The 22529-nt window shown below is 39.8% G+C and carries 19 protein-coding genes and 1 tRNA gene; 6 read left to right on the plus strand and 14 right to left on the minus strand.

The annotated features are described in order from the left end of the window. Genes PQO01_RS18465 through ruvA form a run of 5 tightly spaced genes read right to left on the minus strand, consistent with a single transcriptional unit; the run spans position 1 to position 4313 of the window. The gene (locus tag PQO01_RS18465; protein WP_274315687.1) at positions 1-801 is read right to left on the minus strand and encodes a hypothetical protein; all 801 of its coding nucleotides are present in this window, start codon (positions 799-801) and stop codon (positions 1-3) included. Between the two features lie 13 nt (positions 802-814). Beyond that, complete coding sequence (locus PQO01_RS18470; protein ID WP_274315688.1) at positions 815-1801, minus strand: RluA family pseudouridine synthase; 987 nt, start codon at positions 1799-1801, stop codon at positions 815-817. Then, positions 1791-2663 carry a YicC/YloC family endoribonuclease gene (locus tag PQO01_RS18475; RefSeq protein ID WP_274315690.1) on the minus strand — a complete coding sequence of 291 codons (873 nt, stop codon included), beginning with the start codon at positions 2661-2663 and terminating at the stop codon, positions 1791-1793. Before PQO01_RS18475 ends, PQO01_RS18470 begins: the two co-directional genes overlap by 11 nt. Beyond that, entirely contained in the window at positions 2660-3685 is a 1026-nt protein-coding gene (ruvB, locus tag PQO01_RS18480; protein WP_274315692.1) for a Holliday junction branch migration DNA helicase RuvB, read from the minus strand. The genes PQO01_RS18475 and ruvB overlap by 4 nt, the downstream gene beginning before the upstream one ends. Before the next feature lie 7 nt (positions 3686-3692). Beyond that, positions 3693-4313: a Holliday junction branch migration protein RuvA gene (gene ruvA / locus PQO01_RS18485; protein WP_274315693.1), complete on the minus strand. Its 621-nt coding sequence runs from the start codon at positions 4311-4313 to the stop codon at positions 3693-3695. Between the two features lie 139 nt (positions 4314-4452). Between ruvA and PQO01_RS18490 the strand changes: the two genes are divergently transcribed. Both PQO01_RS18490 and PQO01_RS18495 read left to right on the plus strand, forming a co-directional pair. Further along, a complete protein-coding gene (locus PQO01_RS18490; RefSeq protein ID WP_274315694.1) occupies positions 4453-5115 on the plus strand; it encodes a DUF6901 family protein in 663 nt (220 codons plus the stop codon). A gap of 71 nt (positions 5116-5186) precedes the next feature. Then, positions 5187-6092: a mechanosensitive ion channel family protein gene (locus PQO01_RS18495; RefSeq protein ID WP_274315695.1), complete on the plus strand. Its 906-nt coding sequence runs from the start codon at positions 5187-5189 to the stop codon at positions 6090-6092. Between the two features lie 97 nt (positions 6093-6189). On the opposite strand, the gene PQO01_RS18500 is transcribed toward PQO01_RS18495, so the two are convergent. The 6 genes from PQO01_RS18500 to PQO01_RS18525 form a co-directional block, all read right to left on the minus strand. Beyond that, on the minus strand, positions 6190-7659 hold the full coding sequence (locus PQO01_RS18500; protein WP_274315697.1) for an IS5 family transposase: 1470 nt from the start codon (positions 7657-7659) through the stop codon (positions 6190-6192). Positions 7660-7790: 131 nt separating this feature from the next. Next, a complete protein-coding gene (gene dgt / locus PQO01_RS18505) occupies positions 7791-9233 on the minus strand; it encodes a dGTP triphosphohydrolase (RefSeq protein ID WP_274315699.1) in 1443 nt (480 codons plus the stop codon). Further along, positions 9226-9954 carry an HAD family hydrolase gene (locus tag PQO01_RS18510; protein ID WP_274315701.1) on the minus strand — a complete coding sequence of 243 codons (729 nt, stop codon included), beginning with the start codon at positions 9952-9954 and terminating at the stop codon, positions 9226-9228. Before PQO01_RS18510 ends, dgt begins: the two co-directional genes overlap by 8 nt. Before the next feature lie 4 nt (positions 9955-9958). Then, the gene (locus PQO01_RS18515; RefSeq protein WP_274315702.1) at positions 9959-11662 is read right to left on the minus strand and encodes a hypothetical protein; all 1704 of its coding nucleotides are present in this window, start codon (positions 11660-11662) and stop codon (positions 9959-9961) included. Positions 11663-11676: 14 nt separating this feature from the next. Then, entirely contained in the window at positions 11677-13350 is a 1674-nt protein-coding gene (locus PQO01_RS18520; RefSeq protein WP_274315703.1) for an alanine/glycine:cation symporter family protein, read from the minus strand. Positions 13351-13367: 17 nt separating this feature from the next. Further along, entirely contained in the window at positions 13368-14138 is a 771-nt protein-coding gene (locus PQO01_RS18525; protein WP_274315705.1) for a zinc ribbon domain-containing protein, read from the minus strand. Between the two features lie 315 nt (positions 14139-14453). On the opposite strand from PQO01_RS18525, the gene tig reads away from it, so the two are divergent. From tig to clpX, 3 genes are read left to right on the plus strand one after another with little or no spacing between them, the layout of a single operon-like run. Then, positions 14454-15791 (plus strand): trigger factor, encoded by a 1338-nt coding sequence (gene tig, locus PQO01_RS18530; RefSeq protein WP_274315707.1) that lies wholly within the window; start codon positions 14454-14456, stop codon positions 15789-15791. A gap of 25 nt (positions 15792-15816) precedes the next feature. After that, positions 15817-16416, plus strand: coding sequence for an ATP-dependent Clp protease proteolytic subunit (locus PQO01_RS18535; RefSeq protein ID WP_274315709.1), 600 nt, complete (start codon positions 15817-15819; stop codon positions 16414-16416). A gap of 1 nt (position 16417) precedes the next feature. After that, the gene (clpX, locus tag PQO01_RS18540) at positions 16418-17701 is read left to right on the plus strand and encodes an ATP-dependent Clp protease ATP-binding subunit ClpX (RefSeq protein ID WP_274315711.1); all 1284 of its coding nucleotides are present in this window, start codon (positions 16418-16420) and stop codon (positions 17699-17701) included. A gap of 387 nt (positions 17702-18088) precedes the next feature. Here the strand turns inward: clpX and PQO01_RS18545 are convergent. Then, a tRNA-Tyr gene (locus PQO01_RS18545) sits at positions 18089-18170 on the minus strand. A 183-nt stretch (positions 18171-18353) separates the two neighbouring features. Between PQO01_RS18545 and PQO01_RS18550 the strand changes: the two genes are divergently transcribed. Next, positions 18354-18845 carry a GNAT family N-acetyltransferase gene (locus PQO01_RS18550; RefSeq protein ID WP_274315713.1) on the plus strand — a complete coding sequence of 164 codons (492 nt, stop codon included), beginning with the start codon at positions 18354-18356 and terminating at the stop codon, positions 18843-18845. Positions 18846-18856: 11 nt separating this feature from the next. On the opposite strand, the gene PQO01_RS18555 is transcribed toward PQO01_RS18550, so the two are convergent. Then, a complete protein-coding gene (locus PQO01_RS18555; protein WP_274315714.1) occupies positions 18857-19369 on the minus strand; it encodes a rhodanese-like domain-containing protein in 513 nt (170 codons plus the stop codon). A gap of 18 nt (positions 19370-19387) precedes the next feature. Continuing rightward, on the minus strand, positions 19388-22513 hold the full coding sequence (locus tag PQO01_RS18560) for a DEAD/DEAH box helicase (protein ID WP_274315715.1): 3126 nt from the start codon (positions 22511-22513) through the stop codon (positions 19388-19390). Positions 22514-22529 lie beyond the last annotated feature (16 nt).

Raw genomic sequence — 22529 nt, forward strand, 5'->3', positions numbered from 1 at the left:
CTAAAGATTTAAAATAAAGAAAAAGCGTCCCTGAACGAGATGTAAAGTTCTCGCTAGTGATTCTGGGCGCTTCATCCAGCGCACTAAATCTTCTAATGAATGATTGCGAATTTCTATCCAGTGCCCCGCCGCATCCATCAAAGCTAAGTCTTTACTCATTTTCCGTAATAAATCGGGGACTGGCTCTAAGTCATGGCATAGTTGAACCATAAATTCCGCCCATTCTTCTTTATCATTCAAGGCTTCTTCCAAGCATAATTCCACACCAATGAGGTCTAAGAGAATTTTACTCCTTATGGATTCGGCCCATTGAATTTGCTTCGTAGATCCCGAGAGGGGAACCATATGTAAGGAGTTCACTTGTTTTTGGATTTCGGGTGCCAAAGCTTTGAGTCGTAATTGATGGGCCGCATGATCCATTGCCACATCAAACAAATGGACGAAGCGCTCGCGTTTATGTGCATGCCACCAAGAGGCTTTTTGCTTAGAGCGCAAAAGGTCCACTGCAAACTGAAATTGCGGACCTTTGTCTTTTAAGTCCTCACTATTATCTGTGATAAATTTAAAAAATTCATAACGAATTAATTCTGCGCCATAAACTAAATTGAGAGGCCCCGTAAGTCTTGGCAAGCCCGAGCGAGCATTGTCTTCTTTCGCCAATTTCTGCTTCTCTTGTTCTTGCTCTTTCCAGCACTCTTTGCACAAACGTTCATGATAGAACTTTTTCATGCGAGAGAATTTACCGTTGGGAATTTGGTAGGTCTCGATATGTCCACAACTATGTTTTATTTCTCTCAGCATATGCGTTTCCCATTTAGGGTAATATAAGCTCTGCTAATTCGTTCGGCAAAGAACTTTTAAAGACGAGTTCTTCTCCACTCATGGGATGAACAAATGACATCAATGAACAATGCAAGGCTTGACGTCCCACACGCATTCTTTGACGATCTTCATCACTGAGTATGCCATCAATAAAGGACAAGAAAAACTGTTCGTCTACACCGTAGATTTTATCTCCCACCAAAGGGAAGCCAAGCGATAACAAAGTTGCTCTGATTTGATGAGTTCGACCTGTATGTAAGCGGCAATGTAAATGACTTAGTTCATTAGATCTGCGCAAAACAGTAAATTCTGTTCGGGCAGAAAGCTTACCATAGTCCTGCCAATCCTCGGCTTCCGTAAAAGAAAATTTCTTACGGATCTTACTCGATTCCGCAGGCCCCATATAACCCAAAGCATCATATTCATCCCACTGCACAAGACCTTCCACTAAAACATCGTATTCCTTACCAACTTGGCGTCTTTCAAACTGTTTGCCTAAAACGGAAGCTGCCTTGTGATGACGTGCCACCAATACTAAACCTGAGGTCTCGCGATCCAGGCGATTCATGATATGAATATTACCATACTTTTTAACTAAGAAATACCACAGAGTATTTTTAAAAAAGCTCCCTGCTGGATGCACGGGAAGATCACCTGTTTTCTCTACCATCAGAATATCATCATCTTCGTAGACAACTTTGAAATCGGCATCAACACTGGGCTCAGGAATATTGGTCACATCTAAGGAAATCACGTCCCCTGCCTTCAAAATGTAATCACAGTCCTCTACTTGTTTGGCATTGATTTGAGAACTGCCATCTAGCAAAGCCGTATGCCAATCTTCTCGTGAACGATAAGTGAATTTTGTGCACAAGAAATCTAAGATGCCGTGGCCTTCTGTTTCAGGGGTGATTTTTTTGCGCACAACGCGCAACATCTCTTCTAGTTCTTCTGGAGTTTTAGGTACTTTACTCGACATTAGCCATCTGCTCGCGGCATTTTTCTAATTCAGCCTTAAAAGCAACAATGAGTGCTGATAAAGCCGCGTTACTCGACTTGGACCCTGTGGTATTAACCTCGCGACCCATTTCCTGCATCAAGAAATCCATTTCTCTGCCAATGGGCTCATCCTTTTCCAAGAGAACTTTGAATTGCTTTAAGTGAGCATTGAGTCGCACCACTTCTTCGGTTATATCGCTTCTATCGCTATAAATCACGAGTTCTTGAGCCAAACGGTCATCATCTATTTCCACATCCAAAGCAGCTTCTTTAATGCGCGTGGTTAAGCGTTCACGGTAATCTGCTAAAGCTTGAGGATAAGTCTGTTCGATATCACAATGTAAATTGCACATAGTTTGATAACGCTCGAGGAAATCATTCTTCATCGCGTCGCCTTCGCGACCACGGTTATCCATTAATTGTGACAATGCTTTGTCCAAAGCTTTTGATGCACAATCCATTAATAAATCTTCATCAATACTTTTGCCACTATCCTCTAAAACGCCAGGAAGACTCATTAAACGCACTGTATCAGGCTTAAAGTCCATACCCATATTTTGATGTACTTCTTTGAGCTGTTCAATATATGATTGCATTAAGTCTTTGTTGATATTGGCTGATTGAGCACCTGCATTAAAGGATAAAGTCAAACTTCCGGTCACCATACCTCGTGCTAAAACAGAGCCTATTTTTTTACGAATAAGTCCTTCTAAAGCTAAATACTCACGTGGGAAATTAACCCTCATATCCAAACCTTTCCTATTAACAGTCGAGAGCTCAACTACTATACTAAAATCTTCTAAAGTCGCTTCACCGCGACCATAACCCGTCATACTTTTCATAAATTTGGTAAACCCTGTTGATCATCTGAGTCTTTCGAGAGTCCCAGCATATTTTTTGTTTTTTGAGAAATAACTCGCCCCGTTTGAGTTCGTACTAAATAGCCTTCTTGGATGAGGTAAGGTTCATAGACATCTTCTAGAGTGCCGACTTCTTCACCTACACTCACGGCAATATTTTTTATCCCTACAGGACCGCAGTCAAAATTGTAAGCTATAGTGTTGAGAATTTTTTTATCCATTTCATCCAAACCATTGCTATCAATATTGAGCATATTCAAAGCCTTGTTAGCTAGATCCAAAGTCACAAAGCCATCGGCTTTTACTTGAGCGTAATCTCGAACCCAATGAAGTAAATTATTTGCGATCCTCGGAGTGCCTCGACTTCGACTCGCTACTTCTCGACAAGCTTCGTCATCCATTTGACAATTGATGAGTTCTGCGGATCGCTTCACAATGCGACTCAATTCTTCATCGCTATAATATTCGAGGCGATGCACATGCTGACAACGAGATCTTAAAGGTGCCGAACAAAGCCCTAAACGCGTGGTGGCTCCGACTAAGGTGAATTGTGGAATATTGAGCCTTACTGAACGAGCTCCTACACCCTGATCAATCATGATGTCAATAAAAAAATCTTCCATGGCCGAATAAAGGTATTCCTCGATTGAAATCGGTAAACGATGGATTTCGTCAATAAACAAAATATCCCCATCACTTAAGCTCGTGAGTAAACCCGCTAGATCTCCAGGTTTTTCCAAGACGGGACCCGAAGACGTTTTAATTCCTTTGCCGCGTTCATTTGCCACAATGTACGCCAAAGTCGTTTTACCCAAGCCCGGAGGACCACTCAAAATAAAGTGCCCCAAGGCCTCATCACGCATTTTCGCTGCTTCAACAAAAATTGATAAGCGTTCTTTCACTGAATCTTGACCTGGAAAATCCGCAAAATATTTAGGGCGTAAAATATTTTCGCTTTCACCCGTTTCTTTTTTTAATGTGGATTCAAAAAAATTCTCAGACATCTTGGACCTAACTATTCATTGCCGACAAAGCAGCTTTTATTATATTTTCAGAATTTCGTTGTTCTACACTGAGAGAATCAAAGATCTGCTTAACCGTTTTACGTATTGTATCAGGTCGATAACCAAGTGCTTCTAAGGCCATAATTGCATCATTAAAAGCTTCTTTATCTTGTGCCGGCATATCATCATCTGCTACTTTTGCGACTATCGCAGAAGTCATACCCAAGGCTCCCACTTTGTCCCGAAGTTCTACTACCATTCTTTCCGCCATGCGTTTACCTATTCCAGAGACTTTACTTAGTAATTTTATATTGCCCTCTTGAATGGCTTCACAAAAAGTTTCAATAGGCAAAGCGGAAAGTGCCGCTAAAGCAATCTTGGGGCCGATACCACTAACTGAAGTGATCAATCTAAAAAAGCTCCTCTCTTCTTCCGTTGCAAAGGCATAGAGATTCATGGCATCTTCTCGCACCGTCATGTGAATTCTCAAAGCCACGGGAGCACCTACTTTTGGCAAGCGATCATATGTACTCATGGGAATTTCGACAAAGTAACCAACGCCCCCAACATCAATCACAGCGTGACTTAATTCTAGCTCCACTAGTTGCCCTTTTAAATGCGCTATCATCCTTATCGCCTTCAGTAAAATTAAAATTAAATATGAATATAGATTAAACTTGCTTCATTTCCCTACATTTCCCCATAAAGCTTCTGAAATTTTTTGTTTGTTTCTGCTTTAACACTTATCTTTAAGCATGATAAAGAAAATGGAAATAATTTTTGACAATGAGGCTGATGGCGAACCCCTCAGTTGGAGCTTTGATTACACGAATACCAAAAGCATTAATCTTGATGCCAACTCTAATGAAAAAGCTGGTGAATGGCTTAAACTCGAGAACCATAAATGCGCAAATTGCACCTTGGCTCAGAGTGACTTCCCCTTATGCCCCGCCGCAAGAGCGCTCAACTCCTATGCCAAAAACATAATCAACAAAAAATCTATCGATAAAGCTACAGTAAAAATGTGGGAGAGTTCAGGTCGTTACCTAGAATTCAAGGACCGTGCCTTGCAGGATATCATAGGCGAATTAGTGCGCATCGCCGTCTTTCAATCAGCCTGCCCCGTTGGTCGCCAAGCCAGAAAAATCATTGATTATATCCCTCCTTTCCCCACAAAAGATGAAGTTATCCATGCCTTCACTCTATTTTTTGCGGTTCAAAAACTTCAAAATGAGCATCGAGATCATAAGAAAGATGCGGATTTCTTAAATGTCCTAAACGACCTTTTTACTAACCTTAGTCACCGAGTACAAGAACTCGCCCAAGGCGACGCCGGAATTAATGGCGTACTCATCTATCATTCTCTCACAGTGCTAATGTCGCTATCCATTACAAAACAGCTAGAAAACAAGCTCAAATCCTTCGATTAAACTGTCACAAAATTTGTGCTTTTTTACTTCATCAACTATTGTGTTTGACACAACAAAATTAGGATAGAAGTATGAAATCATTTCTCTTTGCTGCAGCAGACTCACCTCTTGCAGAAGACAACACCGTCATTGGTGATACACCCGCATCGGAAGCAACATTCCCCATAGCTGAAAAAGGCATGGAACTACTTAATACTTATGGAGTACCCTTACTTCATGCGATTCTAATCTATTGGATTGGTAGCAAAGTCGTAAAATATGTTACTAAATACATATGTCATTTAATGACTAAAGCCAAAACAGATGAAACCCTAGTCAAATTTGCACGTCACCTTATCCATGCTACAGGTATCATTTTCGTTATTATTGGTGCACTAACTAAACTGGGTATGCCAACGACTTCCATGGTAGCTGCCGTCGGTGCGGCGGGTCTTGCTATTGGCCTCGCACTACAAGGCGCATTATCAAACTTTGCGGCTGGCATTTTAATCATCATGTTCAAACCTTTTAAAGTAGGCGACCTCATTGATGCTGGTGGTACTATTGGAACTGTAAGAGAGATCGAACTCTTCACTTCTAAGCTTATTACACCTGACAATAAGACAGCCGTCATACCCAACTCACTTCTAACTGCTGATAAAATCATTAACTACACGGAAACTGAAACTATTCGTGTTGACCTCACATTTGGCTGTAGCTATGGCGATGACAATGACAAAGTCAAAGAAATACTTATGAATATCCTCACTTCTGACCCCAGAGTCCTACAAGACCCTGCACCAATGGTTTCCATTTCTGGTCATGGTGATTCTAGCATTAACTATGCCGTAAGACCCTGGGTTAAAGCTTCTGATTACTGGAACGTCTATTTTGATATGCATGAAAAAGTCAAAAAAGAATTTGATGCTCAAGGAGTTTCCATACCATTCCCACAAAGAGACCTACATATAATTTCTGGTGGTGATAAGCTCTCTTAGTTCACACTGAATTATTTTAATAAGCCACCCATTGCGGTGGCTTTTTTAGTTTAAAGTAAAACCCTTGAAAGAACTATGTATTAGATATATCTAGGGCTTACTGAATTACTCGCCTTTTGAAATGCTCATTCTCGTTAATGAGACTTATAAAACAATAAACGTGCGCGAATAGCTGCTTATAATACTGGCCGAAAAGTGACAAAAAGGCTAAAGCCTTATCCAAGTTCATCACCATGAATACTAAAGCAATAAGTGTTTCGGATGAAGTCCTAGTTTTCGTAAAGATTCGATCGAGTTTATAGCGTCTTTTGGCTACACCAAAATAGCCCTCTACTTCATTTCTTATAGCTTCATCCTGGCGTTGTATTTCCTTTTGTTCTTCACGTAAAATCGCATCTTTGGGAGGTCTTCCAAGACTGGGTCCACTTATCCTTATTCCGTGTTTTTTACAATACGCTCGATTTTCTTTAGTTCGGTAGATTTTATCAGCATGTGCTGATTCGGGATAATAACCGAAACGCTCTTTATATTTTTCAACTTGTGAAATTAGTTCGGTTCCTTCATTATAAGAATCAAAACTAATCGTATCGACAAAGGTCCAGCCATCGACGACACTGATAGATATTTTAGCTCCGAACTCTGTATGAGCTCCAGCTTTCCCGCGAACAATGGGACGAATATGTGGTTGGTGAATACTTACAATGCGATCATCAACACTTGTTACTTTATTATCATACATGTATTGCTGTTGTTGATAAAGTGTCCCGATCACCAGTAGTTCGCGGTATAAACTAGGTTTCAATAGCCCCAGATCGGCATGCTTTTTGAGTTCATTTATACTAGCGAGGTTCCTCCTTACACAATGAAGTTGTCTATTAATCACTTCACGCCTTTTCTTTTTCGATACACGTTTTTTTAGGACAACACTTAAAAAGATTTTTCTGCCGTCTTCACGATAAGTCCGAGGCTTGACCTTATCTTCGGTATTAAAGCGATGACGCCAAAGAATATCGATGATTTCTTCAGTTTTTTCGCGGGCTTTGTTTAGTAAACCAAGATCTGTTGGATAGTGAATATCAGCAGGGACACAACTAGCGTCAACAATTAAAGCACCCTTATTTGACGGAGGATCATTGTCTGAATCCTTATCGGAGTCTTCTTCTTTTGGACGTGTTGTTTTATGTAATAAATCATCAATATCTTTAATATCCTGAGCTCCAAAACGCTTTCGAAAATGAGTCATCATACTCGGATCAAAAGGTGATTCCTGCTTATATCTTTCAAACCCCAAGAAATATTGAAGGTAGGGGTTTTCAGAAATCATTTCTACAGTTTCTTCATCAGTTAAACTCAGCTTTACTTGAATGATCAGGGAACCAAATGCAGTTCTTGCAGGTAGAGCTTTGGGCCCAGTATGGCTGGTGAAATTTAGTGCATAAATTTCTTCTACATCTTTCCATGGTATTGTTGCCGCTAGCTTGACCCAGCGATTATTGATATTGAGTGTTCCGTCTAGAAAATAAGGTAGATTGGCCATTTTGGGCTCTGTGCCCGTATTTTTATACATCTTATGCAAACCTAATGATTGTTTTGAGGGGTTTTGTTTGCATGTAATATAGCATAATTACCACTTATCTCATTGACTATAAGTAATATATGACTTAATAAGTGAGCCCTATCTAGGTTGCTAAAGTAAACTCATTTCTTTCGCTTGAGAAGGTCCTCATAAGTCGTCACCGCGTAGGTATCCGTCATCCCCGCCAACATATCAGTCATCAGTTGCATACGACAGTAGGATTCGGGAAGCTCAGCTAGATCTACGGAATGGCGAAAAACTCTTCGATAGTTTTCTGAAATCCGCTCAAAGACGTACTTCGAATAAGGGCTCGCTAAATCTCTTTTATCTTCACAATCATTAATCGCATCCCAAAAAATATCAAGTAACCCCGTGATCGTATTAAAACCTTGTAATTCCAAGCCCAAAACATCGCGATTCCTGTAAATGTGACGAAAGCAAAAAGTCTTCAAAACTTCGGAAAGGCGACTAGCACCACAAACTTTTAATAAGTCCTGTTTAAAATTACCTTTGAGAATTGCGGTGTAATTATCTACAAAGGCTTGTCTTGCACTTTGCATCAAAGTATTAATCGCGTATACGCGAAATTTCACCATGGCAATATCATTTAATTCGTGATAGGATAATTCCTCAATACCAGAATAATTCCCATAATCTTTTGAAGTTCTATTAATGACTTCAGAAATATACTCATCCTCTTTTTCCTCATTTGCGGATTTCAAATAAGAAATAATATCTGCATAAGAGACCACTCCTTTTTTAACCGCATCTTCTATATCGAGCACAGAATACGCAATATCGTCACAAGCTTCCATGATATAAGTCAAGGGGTTTCTTTGCTCGATAAGTTGTGTATATGATTCTATCTGCTCAATCACCGCTCGCTCTGATGCAAAATAACCAAACTTACCTTTTGCGAGGTCCGCTTTTTTATCGACTTTATGAGAGGGCACTACATATTTCAATAAAGCTGACAAAGTCCCGAGACTAAGGTTCAGTCCATATAAGTCATTAAGTACTTGTAAATGACTTACTATCCTTACCGTCTGGGCATTGCCCTCAAATTTTAAAAAATCCTGCTGCTGTTGCTCGGAAAAGCCTTTGAAGAACTCAGGGTCTTTTTCCACGCGACACCTAAACCAATACTGAATCGCACTCTCACCTTCATGACCAAAGGGAGGATTCCCCATGTCGTGGACTAAGCCAATCGTCGCTAAGACAACAGGAATATTGCGCTGCGGACATATTGTCTCGGGAAATAATTCTGGCGAATTAAAAACCAAATCATTACCAAAACTTCTCGCCAAACTACTCACTTCATAGGAATGAGTTAATCGACGACGAATAGTGTCGTACTTTTTTTCCAGGGGAAAGACTTGTGTCTTATCTATGAGTCGACGAAAAGGTGTGGAAAACAAAATTCGATCATGATCGGACTCAAAAGCCGTTCGTGTTCCCGAATAAGCATTATCCAAAGGTGCACGATCATGAGCGATGTCTTTCATGCGCACGGGAGACATCACCTTCTCCCAAAATGTTTTAATCAGTGTTTCCTGTTCATTCATGGTGGTTGTTTTCTAATTCTAAGACTTTATCCAAATGGAGAACACTATCTGCTACATAATCACTCTCTGAGTTTTCAGAGGAAAACTCAGTAAACTCCGGCTTGATCCAAAACGATTTAATCCCTGCGGCTTTAGCCCCTTTTATATCTGAACTTAAGGAATCTCCTACATGGATAGCCTCGCTTGATGAACAGTTTGCTAATTGACAGGCTTTATCAAAAATACTTTTTGCTGGTTTTTGTTCAGGCTCGAGCCCTCCGATCAAAACGTAATCGCAATAATTCGACATTTGAACTTGCTCAACTTTAGGGACTTGAGAATATGCGGGACCATTGGTTATTAAAACTAAAGTATAATCCTTACGCAAAGTAATCAGCATATCTTTTACTCCCGAGTAAAAATCATAATATTCAATACGTTTTGCATCAAACAAAGCGACATAAGACATCAGTTCATCTCGTTCTTCAACACCATGTTTTTTTAAAAAGTAATCAAAAACAAAGTGACGATAATCCGATTCATCATGGATGGCATCTGTCATCTTTTTTAAAGCTTCATCTAGCTCACGATAGATGGCAGCTAAATACTGACTTACAAAAGTTTTATGATCAAAGAAATCGAACTGAGCCAACTCACTTAGTAACCAATCAATGGCTTTTTGATTTGCGCTCTGTGTATCACAAAGCGTATCGTCCATATCAAAAAATAAAGCTTTTAACAAATGCCTATTTCCCAACTGATATCATAGTGGTTTCGCCTACTTTCAACGCCACTGTGTAAACTTCTAGACCACTTTTATTATCAAAAATATGTATGCGACCATTTTCATTTAAGCCTGCTACATAGTCGCCTTGGATCAAAACATCATATAAAGAACCCGACTCAACAAATAGCGATTTAGAATCCTTAATCATCCATTTATTGCCATTATATTCTGTACTTAAAATGTTTTTCCCTCCAGCAATCACTAGAGTATCATCAGATGTAAACAATAATGAACTAGCATCGCTTACTTTACGAGATAAAGCTGCAGACCTTGAATTTTTAAGGTCATAGACAAACACTTCAGCCTGACCACTTTCTGTTAGGTAAGAAACTGCGCAGTGCCCAGCACTTGGACTTAAATCAACACCTATCTTACTGTCTTGATTTAATGAAACTGGCAAATCAAAATCTGCAACTGATTTTTTATCAAGGTGATTATAAACATAAACCTTTGTGGCACCTACAAAAACTATATTACCATCATTTGAAATACTGGCTTTCAATACGTAACCACCAGTTCCAAACAAAGGACGCCCTACAAAAGCTTTTTGACGATAATCATAAACTCTACCCGAGAAATCTACCCCATAACGTCCATCTGCACTCTTACCGACTAAACCTTTAAAACGTCCTCTGTAAAATGATTTAGCAGCCACTCGTTTTGCCGTTTTATTAGCCGCATCAACTTCATAAACATTATCAACTCCATTAACAGTTAGTACATCACCTTTGAAAGAAGCTGAGTTAAAAATATGATAAGGGGCCTTGTAGTCGTATAACTTGCCATTCTTTTTTACCTTTGAACCCACAGAAAAAGAACTTGAGTCTGAATTAATATTCATACGTCCATTTGGCATTTTCTTACTAACTTCTGTTGTTCCTTTAAGTAAATCTAAAACGCCACCATTGAAGTAGGCTTTAGTTAAAGCACTATCACATTCAATTTCATTAATTGGAGACGTTAATAAATAACTTTTGATCATGCTACCATCTTCTGCATTGTGAACTGAGATACCTCGCCCATTTTGGTGTAAGACCATCACTTTACTGCCATCATCCGCGATGCGAACTTTACGAATTTTACCTGTGACTTTCACAAAACTTTTGGCGGGTTTGAAAATCCAAGATTTCGGTGATTTTAAAATAAGAAACCTTCTATTATTAACGAAGACATATTTGCCATCTTTACTCAAATCATAGGCATTAACAAATGTACCATCTGGAAATGGTAATTCTGCTTTTTTAACAATTTTGCCAGCTTTGTATTCATAGAAAAACAATTGCTTATTCGAACTAAGAACAATAGTACTATCAAAACCGATTACTTGCATCTCAACATTTTCAGGGAGAACAAAGTTCAATTTTAAAGAGGCTTTTTCTTTCCCTAGTTTATCCAAAACCTTTAGGTGTTTAGTCTTCCCCACCAAGGCAATTACATAACTATCATCTGTACTAAATTCAGCTGAGACAACGGGATATCCATTGCGATTTAATAAAGCCTTTTGAGTTCCTTTGCTATCTAGTAAAACTAAATCACGCCCACTTACTAAGTATTCTTTACCTGCTTTATCAAACGCAATCTCCCCTTCACGATTCCCGTGCTCATCAGCTGAAACGGCCATAGACGAAAATAACAGCGCACCCAATATTAATTTTTTACACATTTCACACTCTCCAGTTATTTTGTTGGGGCAATTTCGCCCGATTTCAATTTATTCATATAATCTTTAGCCCAGCCCTTAACTTTCCCTGATAAAATAATCATTCCGATAATGTTAGGAAAGGCCATACCTAAAATCATGGCATCTGAGAAGTCCAATACTGCGCCTGCATTGACAACCACACCAAAAAAGACGCAGAAAACAAACAGTGCTCTATAAATAATCAATGACTGAATCCCCTTACCTTTCCCTATAAAACGATCCACTAAATATATCCAGCCTCGTTCACCATAGTAGCACCATGAAATCATTGTCGAGAAAGCAAACAAGACAATACATACAGTTAAAACTTTCGGCATATACGCACCTGCACTACCCCAGGCTTTAGCCGTCATCAGAGCACCTTTGCTGTAATCAGCTGGATAGAGTGCACTTACATCCGTAATGATAATAACTAAGGCCGTCATTAAACATATAATCACCGTATCAATGAAGGGCCCTAACATGGCGACAACTCCTTCCATAACGGGCTCTTCATTTTTAGCTGCAGCATGGACCACAGCGGCCGAACCCACTCCTGCTTCATTCGAAAATGCCGCCCGTCTGACACCCATAATCAAAACACCTAAGAAACCTCCAAAAGCCGCATTTTGAGTAAATGCCATGCTAACGATTGATTTGAGTGATGGTATTATCTGACTAGCATTGGATCCAATTATATAGAGAGACACAAGTACATATAAACCACACATAAAGGGAACAATAAATTCAGTGGCTTTACCAATGCGCTTTATTCCACCAATAATTACCATTCCTACTAAAGATGCTAAAATAATGCCAAATACCCAAGCAGCTTTGGGATCTTCGGATCCACCTAAGAAATCCTGTTGGAGGGCTCCCCATGCTTGATTCCCTTGAAACATATTACCCCCACCGATAGCTCCTCCGATAATCATCAAGGCATAAGCGACTGCAAAAATACTTCCCAGCTTGACAAAGCCGCGCTCTTTGAGTCCCATTTCCAAATAATACATCGGACCACCAGAAAAAGACCCATCTGAATTTATTACACGATATTTCTGCGCCAGAGTACATGAAGAAAACTTTGATGCCATACCGAAAAAAGCTGCTAGGACCATCCAAAAAACTGCTCCTGGACCACCTTGGTGCACGGCGATTGCGACTCCCGCAATATTCCCTAAGCCAACCGTTGCACTAAGTGCAGAAGTTAAAGCTTTAAAATGATTAACTTCTCCTTGCTCTCCTTCTTTATCGAACTTACCACGAACAACCTGTATTCCATGAGTAAATAGCTTAAAAGTTATCAATTCATATTTAAAAGTAAAAAATACAGCCCCAAACATTAGTGTCACGACGACCAATGGTATACTCGTCCCCAAAAGGCCAAAAGTAATATCGAACATAATTACAGCAAATAAGAACTTAGTGACTTGTCCGATAAACTGATCCATTGAGTCCGTCGCTCTCGAAATGAAACTCGAGGGCTTCGCTGACTGTCCAGGCTCTGAATTTGCGAGATTAGTTGTCTCTACTAATTCACCACCCGAGTTCTGATTCGACTCGGTCATCTCAAGTTGTTGAACTACCGTAGGATCTACTACATCAACTTTGTCGTAAGCTTGAAGGGTAACACAAAAGGCGAGTAATAATAAAAATATTGTTTTTTTCATTTGTTATAAGCTAGTAACTACTTTTTCTTACTTGCTTGAACAAAATTAATCACAATTGACCCTGCTTCAGGATCTAGATCCACGCTAGCAACTTGCTTGATCATTTCTTCTGGTTTATCAGATTCTGCTAACATACTTTTAAAATTAGCTTTAATCGTCATGCTTGCTGCCGTTGGCACTGGTACCCAACCCTGACTCGTGCTATCGAGTTCAAACTTAGCGACCCCAGACTCTTCATCAGGGATGATTTTATAAACTACAGAGGAATATAAATCTGTTTCAAATAACCTATTCAATTTTACTCGCAAAGTAAATTTAATACGCTCAGCATCGAGAACCTTCACATAAAACTCTTGAGGAACCACAATGGCTTCTTCGGCGGCAGCCTTCCCTTCCTCGCTCTCCCAACGACTTTTGATATCATAATTGATAACTGCTGCGAGTTCTGCTTCGCTTAAAGACAGTTTTTTTAGCTTTTGGTAACGAGCCACATTATTCAAGCGATTAAAGAGGTATTTTTGTTTCTTCACGACAACATCTTTGGCAATCTCATCTTCATATACGGGAACGTCTTGCTTCAAGAATGCACCAACACCAATGAGGGCAATTAAAATAAACACAATTAGTGAAATGAGTTGGCGCAGCATGAAAGAGCTCATTTTTTGCTTATTAGCCGACTGAACTACCTTCGGCTGCATTTCTTTCATTTCGAGTTTTTCTCCACACGTTCTGCAGAAAATAGCACCTAATGGGTTTTGGTTACCGCACTTATCGCATTTAATTTCCATAATACTCAAATCCTATTGATTCATTTCTATTTACACTGCAATAATATCCTCCCTTGATACATCATCTACAAGTTCAAAATGGGCTCATATCTGAAAATGCATTTCGAAATCACTCTCTTTTAAGCTCTCGCACTCTATATTGCTGTCTTTTTCAGTTTATTTAGCACTTATTCAAAAAAAACTTGTTACGAGTGGAAAAAAAATCATTTTACTTCATTTTTAGAGTCCGTATTTTTTGCCCTCTCTATAATAGATATTTTGGTAATAGGCAGAAACAACTAATTTTTTAAATAAACAAAACTTAGGAAACTAACCATGAGTCAAGCACTTACTTACTCTATCAAAGAAATTTCAGCTTGCCGTAAAGAGCTTGAAGTAAACAGCCCTGCTAAAGAAGTAACACAACTTTTCAATAACGTCTGCAAACAAATCGGTCAACAAGCTCAATTCCCCGGCTTTCGTAACGGCAAAGTGCCTCGTACACTCATCCTTCAAAAGTACGGCGAAAAAATCAACCAAGAGATCTCAGAGAAGCTCGTTTCTAAAGCCGTTGATCAAGCACGCGAAAACGAAAAATTTGAAATCGCTGGTTACCTTGACGTAGCAGAATTCACTCCCAAATATAACGAAGATTGCTCTTTCACAATTACGCTCGACATCTACCCAACTATCACTCTTCCTGATTATAAGTCAGTCAAAGTTGAACTTGAAGAATACGTAGAAGACGAAGCTAAAGTAAAAGCTTCTCTCGAAGAAATGGCAGCTCGTTTCTCGACTATGGAAGTAGTTGACCGCCCTGCTGAAAAAGAAGATTTTGTAAAATCTAATTTCTCTACTGATCTCGAAGCTACTGAAGCGACTAAAGACGTTCTCTCTGGTGAAGATCGTTGGATCCCACTTACTGAAAATGGTTTTATCCCCGGTGCTACAGAAGCTCTCTCAGGCAAAAGCAAAGGTGACAAAGTTACTTGGACTGCTGACTTCCCAGAAGACTTCCACAAAGCTGAGCTTGCAGGTAAATCTGTTGAATACACTGCAGACATCATTGAAGTACACGGTCGTAACACACCTGAACTAAGTGACGAAATTGCGGTCCAAGCCGGCGCTAAAGATTTAGCTGACCTCGAAGAAAAAATCAAAGAATCACTTAAGAGCCAATTTGAGAATTCACAGCGCAGTGAAAAACGTGACGAAATCGTCGACCAACTTCTCAAAGACTTTGACTGTGATTTACCACAGCACCTTCTCGACCAAGAAACCCACCGTCAAGTTCACACCATCATGGCTGAAGAAGGTTTGGATCATAACCATGAATGTGGACATGAAGACTCCGAAGAAAAGCATTCTTGTTGCCCTAGCGAAGAAGACAAAGCTGCTGAAGCTGCAACTCAAGAAAAAGCTCTTGCTGCTGCAACGAAAGATCTTAAAACTCGTATGATCCTCAGAGAAGTTGCTAAAGCTGAAAAAGTAGAACTCAATCAATACGAAGTTCAAATGCAACTTTACTCCATGGCTCAACACTACAACATGAGTGTTGAAGACCTCACTAAGCAACTACAACAAACTAATTCTCTTCACGAGTTCACAGATCACGTTCTCATGGACAAGACATTAGACAAGATTGTTGACATCGCTTCAGGCAAAAACGCTTAATTCATTCTAAACGGAGACACTCAGTATGAACCCACAAAACAGTCATTACGTACCCATGGTTGTCGAACAAAGTGCTAACGGCGAACGCGGTTACGACATTTACTCACGACTACTCAAAGACCGAATTGTCATGCTGAGCACTCCAGTAGATGATCACGTAGCATCTTTACTTGTAGCCCAATTCCTCTTCCTTCAGGCAGAGGACCCCAAGAAAGACATCCAATTCTTCATTAACAGTCCCGGTGGATCTGTTACTGCGGGCTTAATGATTTACGACACCATGCAAATCTTATCCTGTGACATCCAAACTGTCTGTATTGGACAAGCTGCGAGCATGGGTGCGGTACTACTTTCAGCGGGAACTGCAGGTAAGCGCTATTGCCTACCCCACTCTCGTGTCATGATCCACCAACCCTCTGGTGGCGCGGGTGGCACAGCTGCTGACATCACAATTCAAGCGGCTGAAATTAAACGCCTCAAAAAAGAACTATACGATATCCTCAGTCACCACACTGGCAAAGACTACCCCACTATTGAACAAGACTCTGATAGAGACTACTTCATGAGTGGCGAAGAGGCTAAAGCTTACGGATTAGTCGATCATATAATGACGAAGAAATCTTAATATGGCTTCAAAGAAAAACGCCAACTGCTCATTTTGTTCACGAGATAAAGAACAAACTGGCGAGCTTATTTCTAGCCCTACTGGAAGTTACATTTGTCGTGACTGCGTCGAAATCTGTTCGGAAATCCTCGCTCCTCAACAAAGTATGGCCGATGTAGCTGATCAGCAAAGTGAAGCTGAAGCAGTACCTTTCAATCTTCTTGCTCCAAAAGAGATCAAGAACGTTCTTGACGACTATGTCATCGGCCAAGATTATGCAAAAAGAACTTTATCTGTTGCCGTTTACAATCATTACAAGCGCGTTCAAAACAACCTATTCAATGCACCCGGAAGTGATGATCTAGAGATGGAAAAGAGTAATGTGTTATTACTTGGTCCTAGTGGCTGCGGTAAAACTTTACTCGCAAAGACTTTAGCTAAAGTTTTAGATGTTCCCTTTACCATTTTTGATGCCACGACCGTAACCGAAGCTGGCTATGTCGGTGAAGATGTCGAGAACATCATCCTCAGACTCATACAAGCAGCTGATGGAGATATAGAAAAAGCTCAATACGGCATTATCTATGTGGATGAAATTGACAAAAAAGCCAAAAAAGGCGAAAACATGTCAATCACAAGAGATGTCTCAGGTGAAGGTGTACAGCAATCCCTTTTAAAAATAATTGAAGGTACTCATTGCAACGTACCGCCAAAAGGTGGTCGTAAACATCCAAACCAAGATTACATCCAAATTGACACACGCAACATTCTCTTTGTTTGTGCTGGTGCTTTCGTCGGACTAGAAGATGTTATTCGCGGCCGCTTAGGTAGACGCGTTATTGGCTTTAGCGATCAAAGCAAAGGGGTCAAATCGGATGCCGACATAGAAGAAATCATGCGTGAAGTTGAACCAGGTGACCTCGTAAAATACGGTCTTATCCCTGAACTCATTGGACGCCTTCCCGTTATCTCTACTCTTAATCCACTCAAGGAAGAAGATCTGGTTCACATCCTCACCAATGTAAAGAACTCAATCATTAAGCAGTATCAATACATCCTCATGAGTGATGGAATAAAACTTAGCTTTAGTGATGAAGCACTTAAAGAAATGGCACGCATGGCGATTGATAAAGGCACTGGTGCTCGCGGCCTTCGTTCTATATTAGAAAAGTCTATGCTGGAACTTATGTTTGAACTCCCTAGTAGAAGCGATGTAGAAGAAGTTATTATTAGCAAAGACTTCGTCTCCAAAGGCTCTGAACCAGAGTACATCCTTAAGAAATCAAAGAAGAAGAAAAGCTCTTAGCTTTCTACATTAAGAAGCTTTAAGCAAGCCTTCTCCACCTATTTAAAGTACTTAAATCTATTTTATGATCTCTATTCATAAAATAGATTTTTTTTGGCCTCATTACGCCATTACTAGTCATGTTTGTGCAAAACAATAACTCGATTCAATTCACCACAGTATTAGATAACTAGATTTCGCTCTATTTCATGAGAATGGCAGCTCCATCTCATTACTAGCTTTTAGTCCTAACCTTCCAAACCTCTGGATATACTAGCTTGTCCTATCACTGGCACATTATTTAGAATGGCATTCACTCCCATCACCGGAAAATAATAACCCCAACTTCAAGCCAAGATTACTTGGACAAAAAAAAGCGCCAAACTCGTTAGAGTTTAGCGCTTGAAGTGGTGGGGGAAGGATTCGAACCTTCGAAGGCGTAGCCGGCAGATTTACAGTCTGCTCCCTTTGACCGCTCGGGAACCCCACCGGGGTTTTGGGAGCTGAATTATAGGTGAGATTCATTATTGTTCAACTTAAAAAATGCGCTTTTTCAACATTATTTAAAAGAAAAAACTTCTCTATGTTTTTGTCGATACTTTTCTCATAGTAAATCCGTCTCATTTCATAAATCATACTCGCAAATATTTATTCGAGACCTAAATGTAGATTCATGAAAACAAAAGAAATATCACCCTCCCACAAACACTTTGAAGCGCTTTGTCGGCATCTCTGCGAGTGGATATATGAAGACTACGACTACTTCAAGTATTTACAGCTTAAATGGGAACTCATTGAGCAATATGATTTAGCTAAACAGCTCCACAAAAAAAAGCGCAAACGCTTAGCGCTTCCAAAAATTTTTATTGCCACCGTAAAAGGCGAGCTTGTGGGTTTTTGCCGTTTGGTACCACAGATCATTTCCGAAAGAGCTGAGCTAAGTCCCTGCCTAGCTCAAATGTTTATTCTGGAGAAATATCGCAAGCGTGGCTATGGAAAAAAACTTATTGACGATGTGTGTAAGGTAGCCAAAAAATTAAAGCATAAGCAAATATACCTAAAAACTGAAGACCAGGAAAAATTTTACCAATCGGTCAATTGGGAAAGCTTTGACACATGGACTAAAGAAAAAGAATCATTCACCCTAATGAAACGAGCCCTTTAATACACAGCTTTTTAGCCCTTCTTATTCCAGGGCATTTTTGAAAGCAGAATCCCCATCCCACACGTATCGCTAATACCTGCAAAAACGAGTCCTGCACCTACAAATACAGATAAGTACTCCGCTCCATTGACACCGAGCTTCATCAAAATGATTCCTGTCAATATTAATAGGCCGGCGCAAATTCGAACTTGACGCTCCAAAGAAATAACTTTCTTATTTTCGATCAAGTCAAGCTTCGCATCTTTCCACGCGTTAATTCCGCCTTCTAGACTCACCACTTCCCCTTTGAAGCCAACAAGTTTAAGTGCCGCCTTCTTTGATCGCACACCACTCTGACAGACCAAAAGAATTTTCTGGTCCCCTACAATTGAATTCACTTTGGCTAAATCTATTTGATCTAGTGGGCAATTAATTGAGCCGGGTATGTAGGCACCCTTAAATTCAAATTCATTTCTGACATCTACAATCTGATAGGCTGCTTTATCTGTGGTTTCTTTCCAGTCATCTACACTTATCTCATTCATAACAAAGACCTCTAATGATTATTTTAATAAGGCTTTCAAATCTTCTTGATCTAATTTACCTGTAAAAGCGCCTGCTTCAATGACATCTTCCACTAGCTGACTTTTCTTCGCCTGTAGATTTAATAACTTATCTTCAATCGTATTCTTACTAACAATCCTGTACGCACTCACTGCTTTCTCCTGGCCTATCCTATAAGCACGATCAATTGCTTGACTTTCCGCTGCTGGATTCCACCAAGGATCCATGATGTAGACATACTGAGCTTGAGTTAAATTTAAACCCGTCCCCCCTGCTTTTAAACTAATCAAGAAAAAACGACAATCTGGATTATCATTAAACTCTTCAACGGGAACTTGCCGGTCTTTGGTACTACCATCTAAGCGAGTGTAGTTCCATCGATTCATCTGAATGGCTTCTTCTATTAAATCTAGAAATCTAGTGAACTGAGAAAAAATTAAGGCTTTACCTCCGCTGAGAAACACCTGTTCTAATTGATTGATTAATAAAGTTATTTTGCCCGATTGCACATGTTGGTAATCTTCATTCACCAAACAAGGATGACAGACCACTTGACGCAAACGAGTCAGAGCCGCCAAGACATTACCCTTAGCCCCAGGTTTTTCTTTTTCATCTCTTTGTTTTTCTTGAGAATAGAACTTATGCATATCATTGTAAATTTTTTCTTGTTCCTCACTCAAATCGCAAAATAAAACCTGTTCAGTTTTTGCGGGCAACTCTTTTGCTACTTCAGATTTTTTTCTGCGCAGCATCAAGGGCTTAATTGTTTGACGCAGTGAATTTAAGTTTTTAGCCGAACATTTCCCATCTAAATAAATATTAGCAAAATACTTATAAGTCCCCAGTAAACCTGGATTTAAGAACTCAAACAAACTCCAAAGATCACCTAAATTATTTTCTACTGGTGTCCCAGTCATGGCAATTTTGAAATCGGCATTTATCAAACGCATTGTCTTCGACGTCATTGATAGCGGGTTTTTCATTGCCTGTGCTTCATCGGCTACACAAATCGAAAAAGTCTTTTGTTTTAAGAGAACCGCATCACGTATAAGAGTTCCATAAGTAGTCAATAAAATCTGTCCCTCTGAGAAGGACTGTAATATTTTTTGACGACCTGCACCTAAATATTGAGAGACTTCAAATTCAGGTGAAAAGCGTTTAATTTCCTGTTCCCAGTTAAATAATAATGAACGGGGAGCCACAATCAAAACTCCTTGTTCTAAATTACCTTGTTTTAGTAAAAGATGTAAAAAAGAAAGTACTTGAACAGTCTTCCCCAAACCCATATCATCAGCCAGACAAGCGCCCAATTTCAATTTCTTCATTTCCACAAACCATGACAAGGCTTGCTTTTGATAAGCTCTTAAATTCGCTCCAAAGTCTCCATGAGCTTCGCGTTCTTTCAATGAACTAAAACCATCAACTCGATCTGAAAGGGTCTGATAATCAAATTGGCAATCACCTTCCTCCATACTTTTCAAGGTTTGCTCAACTAGCAAGGCTTGTTGACGATGGAATCTCATTCCTTCTGTACCTAAATCACCAAGCTCGGTTAATGCAGTAAAATTCTTCAACCACTCCTCTGGCAAAAGCCCCAAACTTCCATCATCTAAAACGATGAATTTCTCGCCGTTCATCCATTGTTTCAAGATATCAGGTAAACTTACTGATGCCCCATCAAACTCAAATTTCCCGTTTACCTCAAGCCAATCTTGTTCACTCGAAACATTAATTGAAAAATCTCGCGGCACTCGTAAAGACTTCCCTTCCGCTAAAGTCTGCCACTTCCTCTGTTTCAGGCTTGGCACCACGTCTGGGAGTTTTGCGGGCAATAGCTTCCATCCTAATTCAGGACCAGAACTAATAAACTCAAAACCAAGTGTATAAAGTAACTCCCTCGCAAATTTTTCTTCTCGAAAATCGCGTTGATGAATTTGTTTGTTTTTTACATCTACCAAAGTTTCATCTTGTGCGGAGTCTGCAATTTCTGCATCTCCATAAAGCCAATTGAGTTCAACATGAAGCATCTCACGATTTTTCACCTTAAATTCTGCGGTGCTAAAATATAGTTTCCCGATTGCTTTAGTTTCAACATTTTCATCTGTTGACTCATAACGAAGGGCTTCTGGTAAGTGCTTTGTTTCTAATTGACTCTTCGCCAAATACTTATTCACCCACGAGCTAATTTCTTTACTCTCTATGCCAAACTGCCCACTCGGGTAATCTTCAACTAATTTTTGCGCTCCTCGCAAATCATAGAACAAGATCTGCCCTGTTTGATAAATTGCTCCAGGAAGAAAAGCCTCGTAGGCCAAAAGCTGCTCTTGCGAAGATCGCAATGCCAAACTTAGCTGTAGACTTTGATCCTCTAAGTCAATCCCCTGTAATTCTAAATGCCAATCTCCTTCACATGTATGAACTTTTTTTAGCTTGCGTTCTTCTCCGCGCCAGTAGAGTTGATTTTGAGTGAAAATCGTCTTTAAATCAGCAGCGCTAACTCCCTCCAATTCTACATAGAATAGTTTTTCTTCATGCAGTAAGGGCAAGTCTTTAAATAGATTTAACAAAGGTAAGTCTTCAGGAATACATTCGCCAGAACGAGGATCAAAATATCCCCCTTGCCCATTGGCTTTCCAAAAAAACTCTAGCCTATGTTTATATAGGCAAAATAATAAACGTATCTCACAACTTGAATTCGCAGTACTCATCACCTTATCAAAGGCTTTCTCCACTAGCTTATGCTCATAAGTTCTTTGAGTTATTTTTTTTGGCTTAATTACTTGCGAGAGGTCTTGCTTATCTATCTCTTCTGACAGTTCATGCAAAGGCAAGATTTTCGCCGCTACATTCTTTTTCAAAGCTTGGAGTAGAACCTCTCGTTCTTGTGCGACTGATAACACCCTAGCTATATGAGAACAAAATTCATCCGCATTCTGCGCAGTACACTCACAGCTTACATAAAGGCGACGTTGATAGATCTTTAATTCACAAAAAAAACTCTCACTTCCGACATTTACTTCGGCCATTGCGTAATCAATACCCGCTTCATCGAAACGAACTAAATACGAGTTTTCAAGGCTGTTTTCTGTATCAAAACAATGGGCAAATTTGTCAAATAAAGTCATCATTTCCCAATATAAT

The sequence above is a fragment of the Lentisphaera marina genome (genome assembly GCF_028745505.1).
Taxonomy (GTDB): Bacteria; Verrucomicrobiota; Lentisphaeria; order Lentisphaerales; family Lentisphaeraceae; genus Lentisphaera; species Lentisphaera marina.